We start from the raw sequence: 22,140 nt of genomic DNA on the forward strand, positions 1-22,140 counted from the left end.
CAGGTTGCTTATGTCGAACAGCGCAATGAGCGTGGTTATCCTCGCCGCGGGCAAGGGAACACGCATGTATTCCGATCTTCCCAAGGTTTTACATCCGTTGGCCGGTAAGCCGATGGTGCAACACGTCATTGATGCCGCGATGAAACTGGGCGCGCAACATGTTCACCTGGTATACGGCCACGGCGGCGATCTGCTGAAAAGCACGTTGACTGACGGCGCGCTGAACTGGGTGCTGCAGGCAGAGCAATTGGGTACCGGCCATGCAATGCAGCAGGCCGCGCCGCACTTTGCCGACGATGAAGACGTGCTGATGCTGTACGGCGACGTGCCGTTGATCTCCGTGGATACGCTGCAACGCCTGCTGGCGGCCAAACCGCAGGGCGGTATCGGTCTGCTGACGGTCAAGCTGGACGATCCGAGCGGCTACGGCCGCATCGTGCGCGAGCAGGGCAACGTGGTGGGCATCGTCGAACACAAGGATGCCAACGAGGCGCAGCGCCAGATCAACGAGATCAATACCGGCATCCTGGTGGCGAACGGGCGCGATCTGAAGCGCTGGCTGGGGATGTTGAATAACGACAACGCACAGGGCGAGTTTTACATCACCGATATCATTGCGTTGGCCCATGCCGACGGCAAGAAAATCGAAACCGTGCATCCGTCGCGCCTGAGTGAAGTGGAAGGCGTGAACAACCGCCTGCAGCTGGCGACCCTGGAGCGCGTCTTCCAGTCGGAACAGTCTGAAAAGCTGCTGTTGGCCGGCGTGATGCTGCTGGATCCGGCGCGTTTTGACCTGCGCGGGGAACTTGTTCACGGCCGCGACATCACTATTGATGCGAATGTGATTATCGAAGGTCACGTCAAGCTGGGCGACCGGGTGAAAATCGGCGCCGGCTGCGTGCTGAAAAACTGCGTGATCGGCGATGACTGCGAGATCAGCCCTTACAGCGTGCTGGAAGACAGCGTGCTGGAAGCCGACTGCACCGTGGGGCCGTTCGCCCGCCTACGCCCTGGCGCGGAGCTGGCGGCAGGGGCCCACGTCGGCAACTTCGTGGAAATGAAAAAGGCGCGTTTGGGCAAAGGCTCCAAGGCCGGTCACCTCAGCTACCTGGGCGATGCCGAAATCGGCGATGACGTGAATATCGGCGCCGGCACCATCACCTGCAACTACGATGGCGCCAACAAGCACAAGACGCTGATCGGCGACGGCGTGTTCGTCGGTTCCGATACTCAGCTGGTGGCGCCGGTGTCGGTCGGCAAAGGCTCCACCATCGCCGCCGGCACCACGGTGACGCGCGATATCGCCGAGAACGAACTGGTGCTGAGCCGCGTCAAGCAGGTGCACATTCAGGGCTGGCAACGTCCGGTGAAGAAGAAGTCATAGTGTGTTTTGCGTTGGGCTCCGTTCAGAGCCCAATACAAAACATAATAACCCCCACCATCTACAGGCTCGGGGACGCACGGTAAAACCGGCAAAAATCAGGTCAAGACATCGAAAGCGCCCATGAAGGGCGTTCATTAGGAATACAACTGATGTGTGGAATTGTAGGCGCAGTAGCGCAACGTGATATCGCAGAAATCCTGTTGGAAGGTTTACGCCGTCTCGAGTACCGCGGTTACGACTCCGCCGGTCTGGCGGTGGTCGACGAAAAAGGCAACGTCAGTCGCCTGCGTCGCGTAGGCAAGGTGCAAAAACTGGCCGAAGCGGCGGAGCAGACCGATCTGCACGGCGGTACCGGCATCGCTCACACCCGCTGGGCAACGCACGGTGAACCGACCGAAGCGAACGCGCACCCGCATGTTTCCGACTACATTACCGTGGTGCATAACGGCATCATCGAAAACCACGAACCGCTGCGCGAACTGCTGATCGAACGCGGTTACCGCTTCAGCTCCGAAACCGACACCGAAGTGATCGCGCACCTGGTGCATTGGGAACAACAACAGGGCGGCACATTGCTGGAAGTGGTTCAGCGCGTGATCCCACAGCTGCGCGGCGCTTACGGCACCGTGGTGATGGACAGCCGCGATCCGAGCGTATTGGTCGCGGCGCGCTCCGGCAGCCCGCTGGTTATCGGCCGCGGCGTCGGGGAAAACTTCATCGCTTCCGATCAGCTGGCGCTGCTGCCGGTCACCCGCCGCTTCATCTTCCTGGAAGAAGGCGACGTGGTGGAAGTGACTCGCCGCACCGTCAACATCTTCGACAAGCAGGGCAACGCCATCGAGCGCCCTGAGATCGAATCCCAGGTGCAGTATGACGCCGGCGACAAGGGCGCTTACCGTCACTACATGCAAAAAGAGATCTACGAACAGCCGCTGGCGCTGAAAAACACCCTGGAAGGGCGTTTCAGTCATGGCCAAATCAACCTGAGCGAGCTGGGCCCGCGCGCCGACGAGCTGCTGGCCAAGGTGCAGCACGTGCAGATCATCGCCTGCGGGACTTCTTACCACTCCGGTATGGTGGCGCGCTACTGGTTTGAAGCGTTGGCCGGCGTGCCGTGCGACGTCGAGATCGCGTCCGAATTCCGTTACCGCAAATCGGCGGTGCGTCCGGGCAGCCTGATCATCACCCTGTCGCAGTCCGGCGAAACCGCCGATACGTTAGCGGCGCTGCGTCTGTCCAAAGAGCTGGGGTATCTCGGTTCGCTGGCCGTTTGTAACGTGGCCGGCTCTTCGCTGGTGCGCGAATCGGATCTGGCGTTGATGACCAAAGCGGGCACGGAAATCGGCGTAGCCTCGACCAAGGCCTTCACCACGCAGCTCACCGTGCTGTTGATGCTGGTGGCGCGTCTGGGCCGCCTGAAAGGCATGGCGGAAAGCGTGGAGCAAGAGATCGTGCATGGCCTGCAGGCGCTGCCGGCGCGTATAGAGCAGATGCTGTCGATGGATAAAGAGATCGAAGCGCTGGCGGAAGGGTTCTCCGACAAGCACCATGCGCTGTTCCTCGGCCGCGGCGATCAGTATCCAATCGCCATGGAAGGGGCGCTGAAGCTGAAAGAGATCTCCTATATTCACGCCGAAGCCTATGCGGCGGGTGAGCTGAAACACGGCCCGCTGGCGCTGATCGACGCCGATATGCCGGTGATCGTGGTGGCACCGAACAATGAACTGCTGGAAAAGCTGAAGTCCAACATTGAAGAAGTGCGCGCGCGCGGCGGCCAGCTGTACGTGTTCGCCGATCAGGACGCCGGCTTCGTCAGCAGCGAAGGCATGACTATCATTCCTCTGCCGCACGTCGAGGAAATCGTGGCGCCGATCTTCTACACCGTGCCGTTGCAGCTGCTGTCTTACCACGTGGCGCTGATCAAAGGCACCGACGTTGACCAGCCGCGCAACCTGGCGAAGTCTGTCACCGTAGAGTAATCTGCCGCAGGTAAACTGCAAAAGCCGGCCTTTGCGCCGGCTTTTTTCATGAGCGGCCTTAAAGATGACAGCGCGACCGATTCGGCGATAAACATTGTCATATTCAAGCGGATAGGCCGCGCCAAACCGTTTTTTTATTGCACGTCAATTGCGCTGTTTTTTGACTAATTAATTGATTTTTAAAGAAACAAACGTCTGTCTGGCGCACTGTAATATAACTGTCATATTGCGTACATTTTTCTGTCACCAAACTGTCCTATTTTCCCTCCTGCAGCAATACTTACTCTGATTAAAACGACTCGAAGTCGATTTTAAATATCCCATTAGGAGGGATTATGAAACTGATGCGTACCACCGTCGCCAGTATTGTGGCAGCGACCTTCTCCCTGACCACCGTGTCCGCGTTCGCTGCTGCCAGCCTGACCGGTGCAGGTGCGACATTCCCCGCTCCGGTTTACGCCAAGTGGGCAGATTCTTATCAGAAAGAAACCGGCAACAAAGTTAACTATCAGGGCATCGGCTCCTCTGGCGGCGTGAAGCAAATCGTGGCCAACACCGTTGACTTTGGCGCTTCCGACGCCCCGCTGTCTGACGACAAACTGGCGGCCGATGGCCTGTTCCAGTTCCCGACCGTGATCGGCGGCGTGGTGCTGGCCGTGAATATCCCGGGCATCAAATCCGGCGAACTGACGCTGGACGGCAAAACCCTGGGCGATATCTACCTGGGCAACGTCAAAAAGTGGAACGATCCGGCTATCACCAAGCTGAACCCAGGCGTGAAACTGCCTGACCAGAACATCGCCGTGGTGCGCCGCGCCGACGGTTCCGGCACCTCGTTCGTGTTCACCAGCTACCTGTCCAAGGCCAATGCGCAGTGGAAAGAGAAGATCGGCGCCGGTTCTACCGTTAACTGGCCGACCGGTCTGGGCGGTAAAGGCAACGACGGCATCGCCGCCTTCGTTCAGCGTCTGCCTGGCTCTATCGGCTACGTAGAATACGCTTACGCCAAGCAGAACAACCTGGCTTACACCAAGCTGGTATCCGCCGACGGTAAACCGGTCAGCCCGACCGAAGAGAGCTTCAGCAACGCGGCCAAGGGCGTGGATTGGAGCAAGACCTTCGCTCAGGATCTGACTGACCAGAAAGGCGACAACGTGTGGCCAATTACATCCACCACCTTCATCCTGGTGCACAAAGAGCAGAAAAACCCTGCTCAGGGCGCCGAAGTGCTGAAGTTCTTCGACTGGGCTTACAAAACCGGTGCCAAGCAGGCTAACGAGCTGGATTACGCCACCCTGCCGGCAGAAGTGGTTGAGCAGGTGCGCGCGGCCTGGAAAACCAACGTAAAAGACAGTTCAGGCAAAGCGCTGTACTAACAACGCAGGGGCGCGGGTTCGCCGCGCCCCACACAGTTCTTCAGGCTCCGATCCCGGTTGGGGCTGCCAGGGTTCAAACAGAGAGTAATCTATGGCTGAGTACAAGCCGACCATCAAAGCACCGGGCAAAAACGGTGACATCATTTTCAGCGCGCTGGTGAGACTGGCTGCGCTGATTACCCTATTGTTGCTGGGCGGCATCATTGTTTCGCTGATCTTCGCCTCCTGGCCAAGCATGCAGAAATTCGGCTTCGCCTTCCTGTGGACCAAAGAGTGGGACGCGCCGGCGGAGCAGTTCGGCGCGCTGGTGCCGATCTACGGCACCGTGGTCACCTCGCTTATCGCGCTGATCATCGCCGTGCCGGTGAGCTTCGGCATCGCGCTGTTCCTGACCGAGCTGGCGCCGAACTGGCTGAAGCGGCCGCTGGGCATCGCCATTGAGCTGTTGGCGGCCATCCCCAGCATCGTTTACGGCATGTGGGGCCTGTTCGTGTTCGCGCCGCTGTTCGCCGAATACTTCCAGACGCCGGTCGGCGAAGTGCTGTCGGGCATTCCGATCGTCGGCGAGCTGTTCTCCGGCCCGGCCTTCGGCATCGGCATTCTGGCCGCCGGGGTGATCCTGGCGATCATGATCATTCCTTACATCGCGGCAGTCATGCGCGACGTGTTCGAACAGACCCCGGTGATGATGAAAGAGTCGGCATACGGCATCGGCTGCACCACCTGGGAAGTCATCTGGCGCATCGTGCTGCCGTTCACCAAAAACGGCGTCATCGGCGGCGTGATGTTGGGCCTGGGCCGTGCGCTGGGGGAAACCATGGCGGTGACCTTTATCATCGGCAACACCTACCAGCTCGACAGCGCTTCGCTGTACATGCCGGGCAACAGCATCACCTCGGCGCTGGCCAACGAATTCGCCGAAGCCGAGTCCGGCGTGCACACCGCCGCGTTGATGGAGCTGGGCCTGATTCTGTTTGTTATCACCTTTATCGTGCTGGCGCTGTCGAAGTTGATGATCATGCGTCTGGCCAAGAATGAGGGGCGTTAACATGGCGACGATGGATATGCAAAACGCAGTCGTTCTGGCGGAAAGCCGCCGCAAAATGCAGGCCTGGCGCCGGCAGAAAAACCGTCTCGCGCTGTTCCTGTCGATGGCGACCATGGTGTTCGGGCTGTTCTGGCTGATCTGGATCCTGATCGCCACCGTGACCAAAGGCTTCGACGGCATGTCGCTGGCGCTGTTCACTGAAATGACCCCGCCGCCGAACACCGCAGGCGGCGGTCTGGCCAACGCCATCGCCGGCAGCGGCCTGTTGATCCTGTGGGCGACCATCTTCGGCACGCCGCTGGGCATCATGGCCGGCATTTACCTGGCAGAATACGGCCGTAAATCCTGGCTGGCGGAAGTGATCCGCTTTATCAACGACATCCTGCTGTCCGCACCGTCGATCGTGGTGGGCCTGTTCGTTTACACCATCGTGGTGGCGAAGATGGAACACTTTTCCGGCTGGGCCGGCATCGTCGCGCTGGCGCTGCTGCAGGTGCCGATCGTCATTCGCACCACCGAGAACATGCTGAAGCTGGTGCCGGATACGCTGCGCGAGGCCGCTTATGCGCTGGGCACGCCGAAATGGCGCATGATTTCCGCCATCACGCTGAAGGCGTCGGTGTCCGGCATCATCACCGGCGTGCTGCTGGCGATTGCGCGCATCGCGGGGGAAACGGCGCCGCTGCTGTTCACCTCGCTGTCGAACCAGTTCTGGAGCACCGACCTGATGCAGCCGATCGCCAACCTGCCGGTGACCATCTTCAAATTCGCCATGAGCCCGTTCGCCGAATGGCAACAGCTGGCCTGGGCCGGGGTGCTGTTGATCACCCTGTGCGTACTGTTACTGAATATCCTGGCGCGCGTGATTTTCGCCAAGAAAAAGCATTCATAAAATTTTGAGCGCCGCTCTGGCGGCGCTGATGAAAAGAGAGAAGTCTTGATGAGTATGGTTACTGACGCTTCCAGCAGCAAAATTCAGGTACGCGATCTGAACTTCTACTACGGCAAATTCCATGCGCTGAAGAACATCACGCTGGATATCGCCAAGAACAAGGTCACCGCGTTTATCGGCCCGTCCGGCTGCGGCAAATCCACCCTGCTGCGCACCTTCAACAAGATGTACCAGCTGTACCCGGAACAGCGCGCGGAAGGCGGCATCCTGCTGGACGGCCAGAACATCCTGACCGACAACTCGGATATCGCGCTGCTGCGCGCCAAGGTCGGCATGGTGTTCCAGAAGCCGACGCCGTTCCCGATGTCGATTTACGACAACATCGCCTTCGGCGTTCGCCTGTTTGAAAAGCTGTCGCGCGCCGATATGGACGAGCGCGTGCAGTGGGCGCTGACCAAGGCGGCGCTGTGGAACGAAACCAAGGACAAGCTGCACCAGAGCGGCTACAGCCTTTCCGGCGGCCAGCAGCAGCGCCTGTGCATCGCCCGCGGCATCGCCATTCGTCCGGAAGTGCTGTTGCTGGATGAGCCTTGCTCGGCGCTGGATCCGATCTCCACCGGCAAGATTGAAGAGCTGATCAGCGAGCTGAAGGCCGATTACACCGTGGTGATCGTAACCCACAATATGCAGCAGGCGGCGCGCTGCTCCGACTCCACCGCATTTATGTATCTGGGCGAGCTGATCGAGTTCAGTGATACTGATAACCTGTTCACTGCGCCGCAGAAAAAGCAGACTGAAGACTACATCACTGGCCGTTATGGTTGATAGGAAGCATCATGGATAACCTGAATTTAAACAAACACATTTCCGGCCAGTTCAACGCAGAGCTTGAGCATATCCGCACCCAGGTGCTGACCATGGGCGGGCTGGTGGAGCAGCAGCTGACCGACGCCATCACCGCGATGCACAATCAGGATGGCGAGCTGGCCAAGCGAGTTATCGAAGGCGACGCCAAGGTCAACATGATGGAAGTGGCGATCGACGAAGCCTGCGTGCGCATCATCGCCAAGCGCCAGCCGACCGCCAGCGATCTGCGCCTGGTGATGGCGATCATCAAAACCATTTCCGAGCTGGAACGCATCGGCGACGTGGCGGACAAAATCTGCCGCACCGCGCTGGAGAAGTTCTCGCACCAGCACCAGCCGCTGCTGGTCAGCCTGGAATCGCTGGGGCGCCACACAGTGCAAATGCTGCATGACGTGCTGGACGCCTTCGCGCGCATGGATCTGGACGAGGCGATCCGTATTTACCGCGAAGATAAAAAGGTCGACCAGGAATACGAAGGCATCGTGCGTCAGCTGATGACCTATATGATGGAAGACTCACGCACCATTCCGAGCGTGCTGACCGCGCTGTTCTGCGCCCGTTCTATCGAGCGTATCGGCGACCGCTGCCAGAACATCTGCGAATTTATCTTCTATTTCGTCAAAGGACAGGATTTCCGTCATTTGGGCGGCGACGCCCTGGAAAAGCTGCTCTCTCCGGGCGGTAAAGACGACAAAGCCGACTGACCCTTTCCGGGTAATATCCTTCAAAGGCGCGGTTTCCCGCGCCTTTATTCCATCTTAAGTTCTTAAAGATAAAAAGGTTATAAATATAGCTTTTTATATTATTTCCTGACCTATGTGGCGCTTGCTAGCTTATCCGCCAGCAGGACATCAACCACTTAGGAGCTCTCTATGAAACATCGCGCTTTGGCCTTAACGTTGTTAGCCAGTCTGACCGGCCTCGCCGCCGGCGCCGCGCACGCGGACAAACTTGACGATATCAAGCAAGCCGGCGTGGTGCGTATCGCGGTGTTCGACAGCAACCCGCCGTTCGGCTACATCGATCCGCAGAGCAAGAAGCTGGTGGGCTACGATGTGGACGTCGCCGATGCGATCGGCAAAGCGCTGGGGGTAAAAGTGGAGCTGCGCGCCACCAACCCGGCCAACCGCATTCCGCTGCTGGTGTCGAAGAAGGTTGACCTGATTGCCGCCAACTTCACCATTACCGACGAGCGCGCCAAGGAAGTGAACTTCAGCGTGCCGTACTTCGCCACCGGTCAGAAATTCATCGCCCGCAAAGGCGTGCTGAAAACCCCGGAAGACATCAAAAAGCTGCGCATCGGCGCGGATAAGGGCACGGTGCAGGAAATCACCCTGCGCGAGCGTTTCCCGACGGCGAAAGTGATCTCCTACGATGACACCCCGCTGGCGTTCGTGGCGCTGCGCAACGGCAACGTGCAGGCGATCACCCAGGACGACGCCAAGCTGGTCGGCCTGCTTGGCAACCTGCCGGCGGCGCAGAAGGCGGAATTTGAAATTTCGCCGTTCAGTCTGACCAAAGAATACCAGGGCGTCGGCATTCCCAAGGGCGAAGATCGCCTGACCGCCGCGGTGAACGAGACGCTGATCAAGCTGGAAAAAGACGGCGAAGCGGTTAAGATTTACGATCGCTGGTTCGGGCCGGAAACCCAATCCGCCCAACCGCGCGGCGATTTCAAAATCGCGCCTTTGGATCAGCAACCGAAAGCCTGATTTAACCGCTCGCGGTGAGATCGGCACGGAGGGGCGCAGCTTGCTGCGCCCCTGATGCATTCTGCAAGACAAGGATTGAACATGAACCTGGACTGGCTGCTGGCGCCGCAATACCTGAGCTGGCTGTGGCACGGCTTTCTGCTGACTCTGTGGCTTTCCGCCTGCGCGGGCCTGGCGGCCACGCTGCTGGGCTTCGTGCTGGCGGCGATGCGCGACAGCAGCCTGCGGCCGTTGCGTTGGCTGGCGATGGGCTACAGCTCGCTGTTTCGCAATACGCCGCTGCTGGTGCAGCTGTTCTTCTGGTACTTCGCCGCCGGGCAGATCCTGCCGTCCGCCGCCATGCAGTGGCTGAACAGCTCACATCAGGTCGGTCCGTTGGAATGGCCGTCGTTCGAGTTTCTCGCCGGTTTCTTCGGCCTGACGCTCTACTCCACCGCCTTTATCGCCGAAGAGATCCGTTCCGGCATTCGCGGCGTCGCCGGCGGGCAGAAATATGCCGCTCAGGCGCTGGGGCTGACCGGCTGGCAGGCGATGCGCTACGTGGTGCTGCCGCAGGCGTTGAAAATCGCGCTGCCGCCGCTGCTGGGGCAATACATGAACGTGATCAAAAACTCGTCGCTGACCATGGCGATCGGCGTGGCCGAACTCTCTTACGCCTCGCGTCAGGTCGAAACCGAAACCCTGCGCACCTTCCAGGCGTTCGGCGTGGCGACGGTGCTGTATATCGCCATCATCGCGCTGCTGGAAGGCTGGGGCATGTGGCGCCAACAGCGTAAACCGCTGGGAGGGCATTGAGATGGATTTCAGCGTAATTCACGATAACCTGGGCTACCTGCTGTGGGGTACCTGGCCGGATGGTCCATTAGGCGGCGCGGCGCTGACGTTGGCGATCAGCCTGATGGCCGGCGTCGCCTCGGCGGTGCTCGGCACCTTGCTCGGCGTGGCGCTGGCGATGTCGCGCGGCGTCGCTGCCGGATTGCTGGCGGCGGTGCTGGGCTTTTTCCGCGCCATACCGGTCATCATGCTGATCTTCTGGACCTATTTCCTGCTGCCGATGGTGTTTGGCGTAGAGATCCCGGAAATCACCACCGTGGTGTGCGCGCTGGCGCTGATCGCTTCGGCCTATCTGGCCCATGCGGTGAAGGCCGGCATCGCCGCGATCGGCCCCGGCCAGTGGCAGGCCGGGCTTTCCCTGGGGCTGACCCGCTGGCAGACGCTGCGCATGATCGTGCTGCCGCAGGCGCTGCGCATGATGGTGCCGTCGTTCATCAACCAGTGGATATCCCTGATCAAAGACACCTCGCTGGCTTATATCGTCGGCGTTGGCGAACTGACCTTCCTGGCGACCCAGGTCAACAACCGCAGCATGGTCTATCCCATGGAAGTGTTCCTGTTCGTGGCGCTGGTCTATTTCGTGTTCTGCCTGGCGCTCGATCTGCTGGCCAACGCGGTCAACCGCCGCTTCGGCGCGCAAACCCGCGCGCTGAAGCGGTCGTGGCGCTGGTGGCGCAACAAGCCGCCGTTGCCGGCCAGTTAATCGGCCGTCAGCCGCCAGCCGCGTTCGCGCCACAGCGCGGGCAGCTGGGCCAGGTCGTTAAACGTCGTCACCAGCAGGTGGTCGATCGGCGGGTTATGCGGATCGGCGCAGAAGTAAAAGACCGGAATGCCGGCGGCGATACCAGCCTGCGCGCCGGCGGGCGAGTCGTCCACCAGGATGCAGCGCGTTACCGGCACCTGCATCTGTTCGGCGGCGTGAAACACGATCGCCGGATCCGGCTTCCAACGCTGAATGTCATAGCCGCTGAACAACCGGTCATCAAAATAAGGCAGCATGCCGGTCAGGCCGAGCGAGTGCTGCATCTTGCTGACCGGCCCGTTGGAGACGGTGCAGACAGGCACCGTCACCTGCGCCAGCAGCTCGCGGGCGCCGGCAATCTGCTGTAGCTCGCTGTCGAACAGCCGCGCCACTTCCTGCCGATACAGCGGCTCCAGCGCCTCTTTTGCCAGGTCAGTGCCCTGCTCGGCGTTGACCCGATCGATGATCTCGTACAGCTTCACCCCTTTGTATTTCTTGAACACCTCTTCCAGCGACAGATGAATGCCGTAGCGGGCGAACATGTGCACATAGGCTTTGCTGCACAGCACTTCGCTGTCCACCAGCGTGCCGTCGCAGTCGAACAAAATGCAGTCAATCTGATTCATGCGGGACAGGTTCCTTCGGGTTAACGGCGCTGAGGCCGCTCAGCGATCACTTGATCAGGTTACGCGCCTTGAGATCGTGCAAAATCAGCGCGGCGACGTGCGAGCAGTGCGGCAAGTCGCGGCTGTCGCACCACCTCAGTTCGGCGATTTCGGCGGCCGGCTGCAGCTGCCCGGTAACGTCGGCCTGATAGCAGCGAATGCGCACCTGGGTGCCGTCCTGCTTGCCGTCCGCCGGGCCGGCGAACTCGCCGTAAAACGCGATGGAGCTCGGCTGCAGCGCGACGGTCAGCTCTTCGTCGATTTCGCGGCACAGCGCCTGTTCGTCGGTTTCGCCCGCTTCGCGCTTTCCGCCCGGCATATAAAACAGCGTCTTATTGTGTGAGCGCACCAGCGCCACTTTGTCATCTTTCAGCGCGATCAACGCGAGCTTATCGATAAAGGTTGAAGACATGCGGATTCCTGTTTTTTCGCGGGTAGGGTAAGAGATGCGATAGGTCATTTTATCGGCCGCGTCGGCAAACGGCAACGCAGCGGGCGGCAACGGGGGATGAAAGCCTGTAAATACAAGCCGTTGACGCGTTTAGCCGTAAAGATGGCGAAAAAAACCTGTGACCGGCGTCAAAAGCCCCACTTTTTGTTATAGGATAGCCGGCGACTGTCCATTCCCATTTTCGGAATTCTGATAATGACCAAACCAGTATCTGGCCTTGACGCTGAGCAAGGCTTGCTTGGGCGCGTGTTTAAACTCAAGCAACATGGCACGACGGCGCGTACGGAAACGATTGCCGGTATCACCACCTTCCTTACCATGGTGTATATCGTGTTCGTTAACCCGCAAATCTTGGGCGCGGCGGGCATGGATACCCAGGCGGTATTTGTCACCACCTGTTTGATCGCCGCTTTCGGCAGCATCTTTATGGGCCTGCTGGCGAACCTGCCGGTGGCGCTGGCGCCGGCGATGGGCCTGAACGCCTTCTTCGCCTTCGTGGTGGTCGGGGCGATGGGCATCTCCTGGCAGGTGGGCATGGGCGCCATCTTCTGGGGAGCGGTCGGCCTGCTGCTGCTGACCATTTTCCGCATCCGCTACTGGATGATCGCCAACATTCCGGTCAGCCTGCGGGTCGGCATCACCAGCGGCATCGGCCTGTTCATCGGCATGATGGGGCTGAAAAACGCCGGCATCGTGGTGGCCAACCCGGACACGCTGGTGACCATCGGCAGCCTGACCTCGCACAACGTGCTGCTGGGCGCGCTCGGCTTCTTCATCATCGCCGTGCTCTCTTCGCGTAACTTCCACGCGGCGGTGCTGGTGTCGATCGTGGTCACCACCCTGATCGGCTGGATGCTGGGCGACGTGAAATACGGCGGCCTGTTCTCCCTGCCGCCGAGCATCACCTCGGTGGTGGGCCAGGTCGACGTGGCCGGCGCGCTGAACATCGGGCTGGCCGGGATCATCTTCTCGTTTATGCTGGTGAACCTGTTTGACTCTTCGGGCACCTTGATCGGCGTCACCGATAAAGCCGGCCTGACCGACAACCAGGGCAAGTTCCCGCGCATGAAGCAGGCGCTGTACGTCGACAGCATCAGCTCGGTGGCCGGTTCGCTGGCGGGCACCTCTTCCGTGACCGCTTACATCGAAAGTTCGTCCGGCGTCGCCGTCGGCGGCCGCACCGGTTTGACGGCGGTGGTCACCGGCCTGCTGTTCCTGCTGGTGATCTTCCTGTCGCCGCTGGCGGGCATGGTGCCGGCTTACGCCGCCGCCGGCGCGCTGGTCTACGTCGGCGTGCTGATGACCTCCAGCCTGGCGCGGGTGAAGTGGGACGATCTGACCGAAGCGGTACCGGCGTTTGTCACCGCGGTGATGATGCCGTTCAGCTTCTCGATCACCGAAGGCATCGCGCTCGGCTTTATCTCCTACTGCGTGATGAAGCTCGGCACCGGCCGCTGGCGTGAAATCAGCCCGTGCGTGGTGGTGGTGGCGCTGCTGTTCGTGCTGAAGATCGTCTTCGTCGACGGCCATTGACCGCCAAAGGGCCGACGCCTGTCGGCCCTGAACCCCTAGGCGCCCGGCGTCGCATCCGGCGCCTTACCCAACACCCACTGCAACGGCCGCTTGAAGCGCGCCTGCCAACTGCCGGCGGCATCCTCTCCCTGGGCGAAGTGCAGCGTTTCTACCTGATTATCCTCTCCGAACAGATTGGCGAAGTGCAACGCCAGCGCCTGCTCGCTGAAATTCTGCCGATCGTAATACGCCATCACGATTTTCTTTTGCGCCGCCAGCGACTGCTGGGCCGGCTTGATCTCGCCGTTGGGGGCGATCAGCAGCGCGCCGGCGTAAAACTGCGGGTACTTCGCGATCAGGTTGGCGGCGTGCAGCGCGCCCTGGCCGCGGGCGCTGAGGTAAATCCGCCGGGGATTCAGCTTTAGCTGCGGAGCCAGCTGTTGCAGCGTACGCTGAATGGCGGTTTGGGTGCTCTCGTCGCTGTAATTCGACCAGCGGAAACTGTTTTCCGACAGCATCTGCGTGCCGTTGAGCTCGATGTAGGCCACGCCCATTTCGCCGAACAGCAGCCGTTCTTCGGGGCTGATGGCGGCGGCTTTGCCGTAGGTATGCAGGAAGATCACCGTTGGCCAGCCTTCGGGCGGCGCTTCGCCGTCCGGCATCGCGTAGCTGGCCTTGCCTTCATAGTGGCGCGCGTGCTGCAGATAGCGCGCTTTGGTGGCGGCCAGGATCGATTGGTAGGTGGCGGAGTGCTGGATGCTGTTGAAGGCGTCGTCCTCCAGCAGGTTGTAGTAGTACCACAGGCCGCGGTCGGCGCTCAGCTGCAGGTAGCGCTCCGCCAGCTCGGTTTGCCCTTTCTCCGCCGATGACACCGCCAGCTGGTAGGGCGCCCAGACGTTGCGGCCGTCTTCGCGCATCAGCGTCAGGTACAGCGACATGGCGCCCAGCTTTTTATCTTCCTGGTTTTGCGCGGATCGCGACAGCTGGGCGTTGAGCGCGCTGTGTGCCGGCAGCTCCAGCGGCTCTTCACCGGCGGGATAACGCATCTCTGCCGCGAAAGCGGGACTGGTGATGGAAACAAAAAATAACGCTAAAATGAAAAAATACATGATGCTATGGCTTTAATTTTCAATGAATTGATGGACTTCATGTCCTGTTGCGGCGCCTAAGGGGCGCCGCGAGACCTTCACTCCACGCGGCGAATAAAATCGCTGAACGCGGACAGCTGGCCGGTCAGAAAATCCAGCGTTCCCTGATCGCTCAGTTCACCGGCCTGTTCGTCGACCTTGCTCTGGATCACGCCGCCCATAAACTCAGGCTTGTTCATTACCATCGCATCGAGGAACACCAGGATCTGGCGCAGATGGTATTGGCAGCGCGCGCCGCCGATCGGCCCCATCGAGCTGGTCTGAATGGCGACCGGCTTGCCGGCCAGCGGCTGATTCGGCAAGCGAGACAGCCAGTCGATGGCGTTCTTCAACCCGCCGGGCACGGAATAGTTATATTCAGGGGTGACGATGATCACGCCGTCGGCCTGGCGGATCTGTTCGGCGATCGCCTCGACCGCGGCAGGGAAGCCTTCACCCTGTTGCATGTCGGCGTCGTACAGCGGGATATCGCGAATGGAGGGCAGCGCTTCAATGGTGACGCCCTGTGGAGCCAGGCCTGGCAGGGCGCGGGCCACCATGGCGTTGTAGGAGCCTTTGCGCAGGCTGCCGAGCAGAGTGACGATTTTTAAGGCTTGGTCTGACATGGTGATTCTCCCTTTCGAATGAGCAGATTCAGCGTACAACATGGGCGAATAGTAGGCTAAAGCGCTGGTCGAGAATAGGCGATTGCTCAACATTTAGCTGTCTTTACAATTTAATCCAGCAACTCGTGCGGTAAAGACAGCGTTATCCGCTTTGCGCCGCGTTAACCGGGCGTCTTCAGGCCCGTCAGTTTAACGAAGCGTGAGGACGCCGCCGGGCTGCGCGGCGAGATTTCCCCGACTTTCTGCAGGCCGCCGCGCTCTTCGTAGCGCCAGCACAGCAGGCGATCCAGGCCGGGGCTGCCGGCGCAGGCCCAGCTCAGGTATTCGTCGGCGTCGCTCATCACCTGAACGTCCGGCGTGGCGCTGGAGCGCAGGTGGCCGGAGAAGGGATGTAGACGCAGCGTAGACTGGCCGCTGTTGCCGAGGCCGGAAATTTTCAGCACGCTTTGCCGAATGCTCCACAGCTGAGTCTCCGCCTCCAGCCGATCGTCCTGCGCGCCGATCCAGGCACTTTCCGCCGGCGTCTGATGCGCGTGTTGCAGCGCGCTTTGCCGGGTGCCGCGCGCCCGCATCACTTCGATATCCAACCCGACTTTTCCCTCGTCGCTGAGCAGCACGCCCACGGTGTTGCTGGCGTAAGCGAGGCTGAAATCGGGCAGCTGATGATCGGCGAAACAGGGGCGGCCGGTCGGCGTGGTGGCGATGGGGGGCAGCGTCGGCAGGCCGTACAGGTAGAACATCATTTCGGCGAGCAGAATGCGCCCTTGCAGGAAGCGCGTGCGGCGTTTAACGGAAAAGGTGCGGGTGGCGGCTATCACTTCGTCGGCGAGTCTCTGGGTATCCAGGACGGCGGAGGCCGGGGTCCATCGGGCAAAATGACACGCCATTGTTCGCTCCATGACAGAGGGTCGCTAAGAACGCAGGGGTGTTAGATTAAGACTAAGTTGAGGATTTATCATCAAAAAACGCTATGCGGATTATCCTATTTATCAGCGGTGGTAGAGATATCGCCCGGCGCGGCATCGCTCCACCATTGGATCATTGATGCGTTCGGTGCCAAATCAAAGCACGGCTTACCCAGCAAGTGATTGAGGATGCGGGCTGAACGCCAGGCCATCAGGCTCAGTCCGCCTTCTGCGCTGCCGTGGCTGTGTATTCCGGCATTAACCGCATAAATTCGATTTTGCTCCGGCCCGAGCCAGTCCAGATTAAAATTCGGCAGTAGCGGCAGATGCTGTTCCGCATCGAGAGGAATGCGCGGCAGCAAGGGTTTCAGGTAAGCGGGCAGCGAAGCGCGATAGCCGGTGGCCAGAATGACGATATCGGCCCTGAAACTTTCCTGGCGATTTTCCAGGCCGTGAAGCGTGCGCAGATGAAAAGCTTCACCCATTGATTCGATGGCCAGTAGGGTGCGATGAGGCAGTAAACGCACATTGCGCGTCTGGCGCATCACGTCAAAACGCATATATAGCTCACGGTATAGGGTTCGCAGCGTATGATTGCTGATGCCGTCTGCCGGCAATTTCTGTGTTTTGATTTCACGCTCGCGGATTTCTGACGGCAGTGTATAGAAATAGTCGACGTATTCGGGAGTGAAATATTCGTTGGTGAAGGGGGACTCATCCAGCGGCTGAAAATTGGGACGGCGCGAGAGCCAGTCCAGCTGCGCCGGTTCGCCCCAGTGCCCCTGCAATGCGTTCAAAAACACATCGGCGCCGCTTTGGCCGCCGCCCACCACCATAACTCGCTTGCCGCTGAAGTCCGGATTGCGCAGGGCTATTTCGGCGGCATGCATGCAGTTTTCGCCCAGCGCCGGGTAAAACGCTTTCGGTAACCAAGGGTTATGGCCGGTGCCCAGACAGATATTTTTCGCCCACAGCGTCTGATTATGGGTGGTTACCTTGAACAAACTCTTTTCATCGTCAAAATCAATGCGCTCTACGGACTGTGAAAACTGTAGCCCGTCTAATCTTTCGCAGGCCCAGCGTAGATAGTCGGAAAATTCTTCTCGGCTGATAATTTGCTGCTCGGTGATTAAAAACCGATAAATTTTTTTCTGTTCTACCAAGTAATTAATAAATGAAAATTGGCTGCGTGGGCTGACGGCGGTAACCAAATCCTGCAGCACATATGTCTGCATATAAGCGGAAGGCAGCAGCATGCCGGGGTGCCAGCGGAAGCTCGCGTTACGATCGAGAAAGGTATAGTTGACGGCGCCGCTTTCGGCGGCCAGAGCGGCCAGACTGAGATTGAAAGGCCCCAATCCCACGCCAATCAAGTCTAAAGGTTCGTTCATTTAAGCTTATCTCTCACGCGGAAAAATTGATGAGATAAGCTTAGGTGAGTTTTGGCGCCGGAGACGTAAAATGCGGGCGCCGAAGAGGATATGGCGCCCGCAGGCGATTATTTGCCGATGCAGAAGCTGGAGAAGATGCGGCCCAGCAGATCGTCGGAGGTGAATTCGCCGGTGATTTCGCTCAAGGCCAGCTGCGCCTGGCGCAGTTCCTCGGCCAACAACTCGCCAGCGTAAGCGCTCACTAACTGCTCTTTGCCTTGCACCAGGTGCTGTGCCGCCAGCTCCAGCGCCTGCAGGTGGCGACGGCGCGCCAGGAAGCCGCCTTCCATGTTGCTGGTGAAGCCCATGCTCTGTTTAAGATGATCGCGCAGCACATCGACGCCTTCGCCGGTGCGGGCCGACAGGCGAATAAGTGAGTGGTTGTTCACTTCTGTCAGACCCAGCGTTTCACCGGTGATGTCGGCCTTGTTGCGCACCACGGTGATCGGCAGCGTGCCCGGCAGGCGCGCCATAAACTCCGGCCAGATCTCCGCCGGCTCGGTGGCGGCGGTGGTGGTGCCGTCGACCATAAACAGCACTCTGTCGGCCTGTTCGATCTCGTTCCACGCACGTTCGATGCCGATGCGCTCCACTTCGTCGCTGGCGTCGCGCAGGCCGGCGGTGTCGATGATGTGCAGCGGCATGCCGTCGATATGGATATGTTCGCGCAGGACGTCGCGGGTGGTGCCGGCGATATCGGTGACGATCGCCGCCTCGCGCCCGGCCAACGCATTGAGCAGGCTGGATTTACCGGCGTTGGGGCGCCCGGCGATCACTACCTTCATCCCTTCGCGCAGCAGGCTGCCCTGGCGCGCTTCGCCGCGCACGCTATCCAGATCCGCCATCACGTCGTTGAGCTGCGCTTCGATTTTACCGTCGGACAGGAAGTCGATTTCCTCGTCCGGGAAGTCGATCGCCGCTTCCACGTAGATTCGCAGGTGAGTGAGCGCTTCCACGAGCTGGTGGATGCGGGTGGAAAATGCCCCCTGCAGCGAGTTCATCGCCGAGCGCGCCGCCTGCTCGGAGCTGGCGTCGATCAGATCGGCGATCGCTTCGGCCTGCGCCAAATCGAGCTTGTCGTTGAGAAACGCGCGTTCGGAGAACTCGCCGGGCCGGGCGATGCGCACGTCGGGCAGCGCCAGCACGCGCTTGAGCAACAGATCGAGGATCACCGGCCCGCCGTGGCCCTGCAGTTCCAGTACGTCTTCGCCGGTAAAGGAGTTCGGCCCCGGGAACCACAGCGCGATGCCCTGATCGAGGGTGGCACCCGTGGCGTCGCGGAACGGCAGATAGTCAGCGTAGCGCGGCTTCGGCAGCTTGCCGAGCAACGCCTGGGCGACGTCTTTGGCCTTGCTTCCGGAAATGCGCAGAATGCCGACGCCGCCGCGTCCCGGCGGGGTGGCTTGGGCTACGATGGTATCGGTGGTGCTCATAACGGTTCTCTCTGACGATTAAGATGCAAAAAGGCGGTCTAATGACCGCCTTTGGGGTGACTGCAAGGGTCGGCGCGCCGAACCCCTACAATACGCTTAGCTTTTTTTCTTGTCGCGGCTGTGCAGGCCGCGTTTTTCCAGACCACGGTAAATCAGCTGCTGCTGCAGGATGGTCACCAGGTTACTGACGATGTAGTACAGCACCAGACCGGACGGGAACCACAGGAAGAACACTGTGAAGATCACCGGCATGAAGGTCATGATTTTCTGCTGCATCGGGTCAGTCACGGTGGTCGGCGACATCTTCTGAATGAAGAACATCGTCACGCCCATCAGGATTGGCAGGATGTAGTACGGGTCTTGCGCCGACAGGTCATGGATCCACAGGGCGAACGGCGCGTGGCGCAGCTCGACCGAACCCATCAGCATGTAGTACAGCGCCAGGAAGATCGGCATCTGAATGATCAGCGGCAGGCAGCCGCCGAGCGGGTTCACTTTCTCCGCTTTGTACAGCGCCATCATCTCTTGGCTCATGCGCTGCTTGTCATCGCCGATGCGCTCGCGCATCGCCTGCAGCTTCGGCTGCAGCATGCGCATTTTCGCCATCGAGGTGTACTGCGCCTTGGTCAGCGGGTACATGATGCCGCGCACGATGAAGGTGATGATGATGATGGAGAAGCCCCAGTTACCGATAAAGCCGTGGATGAACTTCAGCAGTTTGAACAGCGGCTGGGAGATGAACCACAGCCAGCCGTAATCCACGGTCAGGTCCAGGTGCGGCGCCAGCTGGGCCATCTGGTCCTGCAGCTCCGGGCCGACCCACAGGGTCGCGTTCAGCTGCTGCTGAGCGCCCGGCTGCACCACGACCGGCGTAGATTTGAAGCCGATGGTGGACAGGTTGTCACCCGGTTTGGCGGTATAGAAGGTGTTGTCACCTTTGGTCGCCGGTACCCACGCGGTGGCGAAGTACTGTTGCAGCATGGCGACCCAACCGTCTTTGGTGGTGACGCTCAGGTTTTCATCTTTGTCGAACGCGTATTTTTGGTACTTGTCCTCGCTGGACGAGTACGCCGCGCCGCGGAAGGTGTGCAGCGCGAAGTTGCTGCTGCCGGTGTCGCGGTGTTTAGGCAATTCGGTGGTTTGCTTCAGCTGGCCGAACAGGGTCAGCTCCAGCGGCGTCGCGCCTTTGTTGTCGATGCTGTAATCCACGCCGACCGCATAGTGGTTGCGTTTGAGCACGAAGGTCTTGGTGTAGACTGCGCCGTCTTTATCGGTGTAGGTCAGCGGGATGCGCAGCTCGTCCTGGCCTTCCGGCAGGGTGTAGCTGTCTTGCGCCGCCTGATACAGCGGGCGTTCGCCGTTGGCCGGGTTATCCGGGCCGTTTTTACCGGTCAGGCCGCTTTGCGCCTGATAGACGAACGACGGAGTGGTTTCCAGCAGTTGGAACGGAGTCGATGAACCCAGAGTATCCGGGTAGGCCAACAGTTTAGCCTGCTCGATATCGCCACCACGGGTGTTGATGGTCAGTGACAGCACGTCGGTGTTCACGGTAATCAGCTTACCCTGACCACTGGCTGGCACGGCCTGGCTGGCGGCATCACCGGCTACTGCGTTCGAAGTCTGTTGCGTGGTCTGTGCGGCCGGCTGCGGAGCGTTGTCCGTTTGCCATGCCTGCCAGATCATGAAAGACACGAACAGCAGAGCGATGAGGAGAAGATTGCGTTGCGAATCCATCGTTAGTGTTCTCTGTTATCGTCGGTTTTTGGCGGCACCGGATCATCGCCACCTGGGTTCAAAGGGTGGCATTTTAATACGCGTTTCAATGCTAACCAACTGCCTTTTATCATGCCAAACCTGCTTAATGCCTCAATTGCGTAATGAGAGCATGTCGGCTGGAAGCGACAACGAGGCCCTAGCAGCGGACTGATGACGAGCTGATAGGCCCGCACCAGCCCGATCAGGATGCGGGAGCCTGGCGACAGTGGCGACGCCATAATTTATCCAAAGCTTCCGTCAGCGCGCGGTTATCCAAATCCGCTATCCCCTTTTTGGCCACCACGACAAAATCCATCGCCGGTAATTCGTGCTGGCGCAGGCGGAAGCTTTCGCGGGTTAGGCGTTTGATCCGATTACGCTCGTGCGCGCGTTTGACGTGTTTTTTGGCGACGGTAAGACCGATGCGGGGATGCCCCAGCTGGTTCAGGCGGCCGAGGATGGTAATTTGCGGCGTGCCAGCCCGTTGTGGCTGCTGGAAGACGAAAGTGAAATGAGTGGGAGTTAACAAACGTAACTCCCTGGGAAAAGCGAGCTTAACCACTCAGCGGGTTAGCTTTATTACTTAGAAACAGTCAGACGAGCACGGCCTTTCGCACGACGGCGGGCCAGAACTTGACGACCATTTTTGGTGGCCATACGAGCACGGAAACCGTGGCTACGGTTGCGCTTCAATACGGACGGTTGGAAAGTGCGTTTCATAGCGATTTCTACCTAAACTTAAAATAATTACTGATCAGTAAACGCGTTTGGCTACTCGGCGTGAAGATGACCGACGCCTCAATCGCAATACATAAAGAAGCGGGATTGTAATAATTGTACAGTCCTGAGTCAATTCACATCGCGCCAGCCTACCTGGTTGTCTGCCAATAACGGAACAAAATCCGGTCTTGGCCCGTGGTCACCGCAGAATCCTGTCTGGCTAATGACGCACCATAAGGAACCAGGTATCACACGTAGGGCGAAGATTATACGGACTCGGGGTGAAATCGCAAGGATCCCCGAGAGATCCTTTGCGCGCGATCGCAGGATCCGGCGTGGATAACAGGGTATAACCGGTTGACAATGTAAAAAATGCGGCGCAGCGGCCGGGATCTGCGCGGTCATCCGGCGCCGACGGTGAAAAGATCGCCGCCGGCCGCGGCCTGTGGATAAAATGGATCTAATCTGTGAGGAAGGGGAGGATCTCTTGCGCGGATTGCGCTATGATCCGTCATTCCGATCGCGATCCCTCATGCCGGGATCGTGAGGGACACAAACCGTGAAAGGCGGTTCGCATCCCCCACAGGCAAATCGCCGATGCCGGGTATGTGTCAAAAATCATGAGTTATAAAAAAGTTGCCCGTTTCTTTTCTTTATTGATCTTGTTCGAGTGGAGTCCGCC

General features: G+C 59.6%; 22 protein-coding genes. 11 read left to right on the top strand and 11 right to left on the bottom strand.

All coding sequences use genetic code 11. The features are described 5' to 3' along the window. Window positions 1-10 precede the first annotated feature (10 nt). The 10 genes from glmU to SSARUM_RS23990 all read left to right on the top strand — a co-directional run bounded on the left by glmU (window position 11) and on the right by SSARUM_RS23990 (window position 10,795). Window positions 11-1,384 (top strand): bifunctional UDP-N-acetylglucosamine diphosphorylase/glucosamine-1-phosphate N-acetyltransferase GlmU, encoded by a 1,374-nt coding sequence (gene glmU, locus SSARUM_RS23945; protein ID WP_039568300.1) that lies wholly within the window; start codon window positions 11-13, stop codon window positions 1,382-1,384. A 149-nt stretch (window positions 1,385-1,533) separates the two neighbouring features. Continuing rightward, the gene (gene glmS / locus SSARUM_RS23950; RefSeq protein ID WP_033649563.1) at window positions 1,534-3,363 is read left to right on the top strand and encodes a glutamine--fructose-6-phosphate transaminase (isomerizing); all 1,830 of its coding nucleotides are present in this window, start codon (window positions 1,534-1,536) and stop codon (window positions 3,361-3,363) included. Between the two features lie 335 nt (window positions 3,364-3,698). Next, entirely contained in the window at window positions 3,699-4,739 is a 1,041-nt protein-coding gene (gene pstS / locus SSARUM_RS23955) for a phosphate ABC transporter substrate-binding protein PstS (protein WP_033636519.1), read from the top strand. A gap of 91 nt (window positions 4,740-4,830) precedes the next feature. Then, entirely contained in the window at window positions 4,831-5,787 is a 957-nt protein-coding gene (pstC, locus tag SSARUM_RS23960; RefSeq protein ID WP_004933822.1) for a phosphate ABC transporter permease PstC, read from the top strand. Between the two features lies 1 nt (window position 5,788). Then, a complete protein-coding gene (gene pstA, locus SSARUM_RS23965; protein ID WP_033636520.1) occupies window positions 5,789-6,679 on the top strand; it encodes a phosphate ABC transporter permease PstA in 891 nt (296 codons plus the stop codon). A gap of 54 nt (window positions 6,680-6,733) precedes the next feature. Continuing rightward, window positions 6,734-7,504: a phosphate ABC transporter ATP-binding protein PstB gene (gene pstB / locus SSARUM_RS23970; RefSeq protein ID WP_016929614.1), complete on the top strand. Its 771-nt coding sequence runs from the start codon at window positions 6,734-6,736 to the stop codon at window positions 7,502-7,504. A gap of 11 nt (window positions 7,505-7,515) precedes the next feature. Further along, entirely contained in the window at window positions 7,516-8,250 is a 735-nt protein-coding gene (phoU, locus tag SSARUM_RS23975) for a phosphate signaling complex protein PhoU (protein ID WP_033636521.1), read from the top strand. Window positions 8,251-8,418: 168 nt separating this feature from the next. Continuing rightward, the gene (locus SSARUM_RS23980; protein ID WP_019455482.1) at window positions 8,419-9,258 is read left to right on the top strand and encodes an ABC transporter substrate-binding protein; all 840 of its coding nucleotides are present in this window, start codon (window positions 8,419-8,421) and stop codon (window positions 9,256-9,258) included. An 81-nt stretch (window positions 9,259-9,339) separates the two neighbouring features. Then, complete coding sequence (locus SSARUM_RS23985) at window positions 9,340-10,053, top strand: amino acid ABC transporter permease (RefSeq protein WP_025304748.1); 714 nt, start codon at window positions 9,340-9,342, stop codon at window positions 10,051-10,053. 1 nt (window position 10,054) lies between these two features. Next, window positions 10,055-10,795, top strand: coding sequence for an amino acid ABC transporter permease (locus SSARUM_RS23990; RefSeq protein ID WP_004933841.1), 741 nt, complete (start codon window positions 10,055-10,057; stop codon window positions 10,793-10,795). Here the strand turns inward: SSARUM_RS23990 and yieH are convergent. Further along, on the bottom strand, window positions 10,792-11,460 hold the full coding sequence (gene yieH / locus SSARUM_RS23995) for a 6-phosphogluconate phosphatase (RefSeq protein WP_060431247.1): 669 nt from the start codon (window positions 11,458-11,460) through the stop codon (window positions 10,792-10,794). The genes SSARUM_RS23990 and yieH overlap by 4 nt on opposite strands. Window positions 11,461-11,506: 46 nt before the next feature. After that, complete coding sequence (locus SSARUM_RS24000) at window positions 11,507-11,911, bottom strand: NUDIX hydrolase (protein WP_033653947.1); 405 nt, start codon at window positions 11,909-11,911, stop codon at window positions 11,507-11,509. A 234-nt stretch (window positions 11,912-12,145) separates the two neighbouring features. On the opposite strand from SSARUM_RS24000, the gene SSARUM_RS24005 reads away from it, so the two are divergent. Further along, complete coding sequence (locus SSARUM_RS24005; protein ID WP_060431248.1) at window positions 12,146-13,483, top strand: NCS2 family permease; 1,338 nt, start codon at window positions 12,146-12,148, stop codon at window positions 13,481-13,483. Between the two features lie 35 nt (window positions 13,484-13,518). Here the strand turns inward: SSARUM_RS24005 and SSARUM_RS24010 are convergent, their stop codons facing one another. The 9 genes from SSARUM_RS24010 to rpmH all read right to left on the bottom strand — a co-directional run bounded on the left by SSARUM_RS24010 (window position 13,519) and on the right by rpmH (window position 21,458). After that, window positions 13,519-14,571 carry an alpha/beta hydrolase gene (locus SSARUM_RS24010; protein ID WP_033649559.1) on the bottom strand — a complete coding sequence of 351 codons (1,053 nt, stop codon included), beginning with the start codon at window positions 14,569-14,571 and terminating at the stop codon, window positions 13,519-13,521. Window positions 14,572-14,648: 77 nt separating this feature from the next. Then, window positions 14,649-15,215: an NADPH-dependent FMN reductase gene (locus tag SSARUM_RS24015; protein WP_025304752.1), complete on the bottom strand. Its 567-nt coding sequence runs from the start codon at window positions 15,213-15,215 to the stop codon at window positions 14,649-14,651. Window positions 15,216-15,376: 161 nt separating this feature from the next. Next, a complete protein-coding gene (locus SSARUM_RS24020; protein ID WP_033649557.1) occupies window positions 15,377-16,102 on the bottom strand; it encodes a 4'-phosphopantetheinyl transferase family protein in 726 nt (241 codons plus the stop codon). A 95-nt stretch (window positions 16,103-16,197) separates the two neighbouring features. Beyond that, the gene (locus SSARUM_RS24025; RefSeq protein WP_033649556.1) at window positions 16,198-17,511 is read right to left on the bottom strand and encodes a lysine N(6)-hydroxylase/L-ornithine N(5)-oxygenase family protein; all 1,314 of its coding nucleotides are present in this window, start codon (window positions 17,509-17,511) and stop codon (window positions 16,198-16,200) included. Between the two features lie 107 nt (window positions 17,512-17,618). Continuing rightward, window positions 17,619-18,983, bottom strand: a complete 1,365-nt coding sequence (gene mnmE / locus SSARUM_RS24030; RefSeq protein ID WP_016929602.1) for a tRNA uridine-5-carboxymethylaminomethyl(34) synthesis GTPase MnmE — start codon at window positions 18,981-18,983, stop codon at window positions 17,619-17,621. 96 nt (window positions 18,984-19,079) lie between these two features. Next, a complete protein-coding gene (gene yidC / locus SSARUM_RS24035; RefSeq protein ID WP_016929601.1) occupies window positions 19,080-20,717 on the bottom strand; it encodes a membrane protein insertase YidC in 1,638 nt (545 codons plus the stop codon). A gap of 2 nt (window positions 20,718-20,719) precedes the next feature. Next, window positions 20,720-20,977: a membrane protein insertion efficiency factor YidD gene (yidD, locus tag SSARUM_RS24040; RefSeq protein WP_004933881.1), complete on the bottom strand. Its 258-nt coding sequence runs from the start codon at window positions 20,975-20,977 to the stop codon at window positions 20,720-20,722. Next, window positions 20,941-21,300 (bottom strand): ribonuclease P protein component, encoded by a 360-nt coding sequence (gene rnpA / locus SSARUM_RS24045; RefSeq protein WP_004933883.1) that lies wholly within the window; start codon window positions 21,298-21,300, stop codon window positions 20,941-20,943. Before rnpA ends, yidD begins: the two co-directional genes overlap by 37 nt. 17 nt (window positions 21,301-21,317) lie before the next feature. After that, complete coding sequence (gene rpmH, locus SSARUM_RS24050; RefSeq protein WP_000831330.1) at window positions 21,318-21,458, bottom strand: 50S ribosomal protein L34; 141 nt, start codon at window positions 21,456-21,458, stop codon at window positions 21,318-21,320. Window positions 21,459-22,140: the final 682 nt, after the last annotated feature.

This window comes from Serratia sarumanii, assembly GCF_029962605.1.
Taxonomy (GTDB): Bacteria; Pseudomonadota; Gammaproteobacteria; order Enterobacterales; family Enterobacteriaceae; genus Serratia; species Serratia sarumanii.

What these genes read in the sequence shown, in the direction of transcription:
- glmU (WP_039568300.1), top strand. Translation starts at nt 11, where the DNA reads ATGTCGAACAGCGCAATGAGCGTGGTTATCCTCGCCGCGGGCAAGGGA.
- glmS (WP_033649563.1), top strand. Translation starts at nt 1,534, where the DNA reads ATGTGTGGAATTGTAGGCGCAGTAGCGCAACGTGATATCGCAGAAATC.
- pstS (WP_033636519.1), top strand. Translation starts at nt 3,699, where the DNA reads ATGAAACTGATGCGTACCACCGTCGCCAGTATTGTGGCAGCGACCTTC.
- pstC (WP_004933822.1), top strand. Translation starts at nt 4,831, where the DNA reads ATGGCTGAGTACAAGCCGACCATCAAAGCACCGGGCAAAAACGGTGAC.
- pstA (WP_033636520.1), top strand. Translation starts at nt 5,789, where the DNA reads ATGGCGACGATGGATATGCAAAACGCAGTCGTTCTGGCGGAAAGCCGC.
- pstB (WP_016929614.1), top strand. Translation starts at nt 6,734, where the DNA reads ATGGTTACTGACGCTTCCAGCAGCAAAATTCAGGTACGCGATCTGAAC.
- phoU (WP_033636521.1), top strand. Translation starts at nt 7,516, where the DNA reads ATGGATAACCTGAATTTAAACAAACACATTTCCGGCCAGTTCAACGCA.
- SSARUM_RS23980 (WP_019455482.1), top strand. Translation starts at nt 8,419, where the DNA reads ATGAAACATCGCGCTTTGGCCTTAACGTTGTTAGCCAGTCTGACCGGC.
- SSARUM_RS23985 (WP_025304748.1), top strand. Translation starts at nt 9,340, where the DNA reads ATGAACCTGGACTGGCTGCTGGCGCCGCAATACCTGAGCTGGCTGTGG.
- SSARUM_RS23990 (WP_004933841.1), top strand. Translation starts at nt 10,055, where the DNA reads ATGGATTTCAGCGTAATTCACGATAACCTGGGCTACCTGCTGTGGGGT.
- yieH (WP_060431247.1), bottom strand. Translation starts at nt 11,460, where the DNA reads ATGAATCAGATTGACTGCATTTTGTTCGACTGCGACGGCACGCTGGTG.
- SSARUM_RS24000 (WP_033653947.1), bottom strand. Translation starts at nt 11,911, where the DNA reads ATGTCTTCAACCTTTATCGATAAGCTCGCGTTGATCGCGCTGAAAGAT.
- SSARUM_RS24005 (WP_060431248.1), top strand. Translation starts at nt 12,146, where the DNA reads ATGACCAAACCAGTATCTGGCCTTGACGCTGAGCAAGGCTTGCTTGGG.
- SSARUM_RS24010 (WP_033649559.1), bottom strand. Translation starts at nt 14,571, where the DNA reads ATGTATTTTTTCATTTTAGCGTTATTTTTTGTTTCCATCACCAGTCCC.
- SSARUM_RS24015 (WP_025304752.1), bottom strand. Translation starts at nt 15,215, where the DNA reads ATGTCAGACCAAGCCTTAAAAATCGTCACTCTGCTCGGCAGCCTGCGC.
- SSARUM_RS24020 (WP_033649557.1), bottom strand. Translation starts at nt 16,102, where the DNA reads ATGGCGTGTCATTTTGCCCGATGGACCCCGGCCTCCGCCGTCCTGGAT.
- SSARUM_RS24025 (WP_033649556.1), bottom strand. Translation starts at nt 17,511, where the DNA reads ATGAACGAACCTTTAGACTTGATTGGCGTGGGATTGGGGCCTTTCAAT.
- mnmE (WP_016929602.1), bottom strand. Translation starts at nt 18,983, where the DNA reads ATGAGCACCACCGATACCATCGTAGCCCAAGCCACCCCGCCGGGACGC.
- yidC (WP_016929601.1), bottom strand. Translation starts at nt 20,717, where the DNA reads ATGGATTCGCAACGCAATCTTCTCCTCATCGCTCTGCTGTTCGTGTCT.
- yidD (WP_004933881.1), bottom strand. Translation starts at nt 20,977, where the DNA reads ATGGCGTCGCCACTGTCGCCAGGCTCCCGCATCCTGATCGGGCTGGTG.
- rpmH (WP_000831330.1), bottom strand. Translation starts at nt 21,458, where the DNA reads ATGAAACGCACTTTCCAACCGTCCGTATTGAAGCGCAACCGTAGCCAC.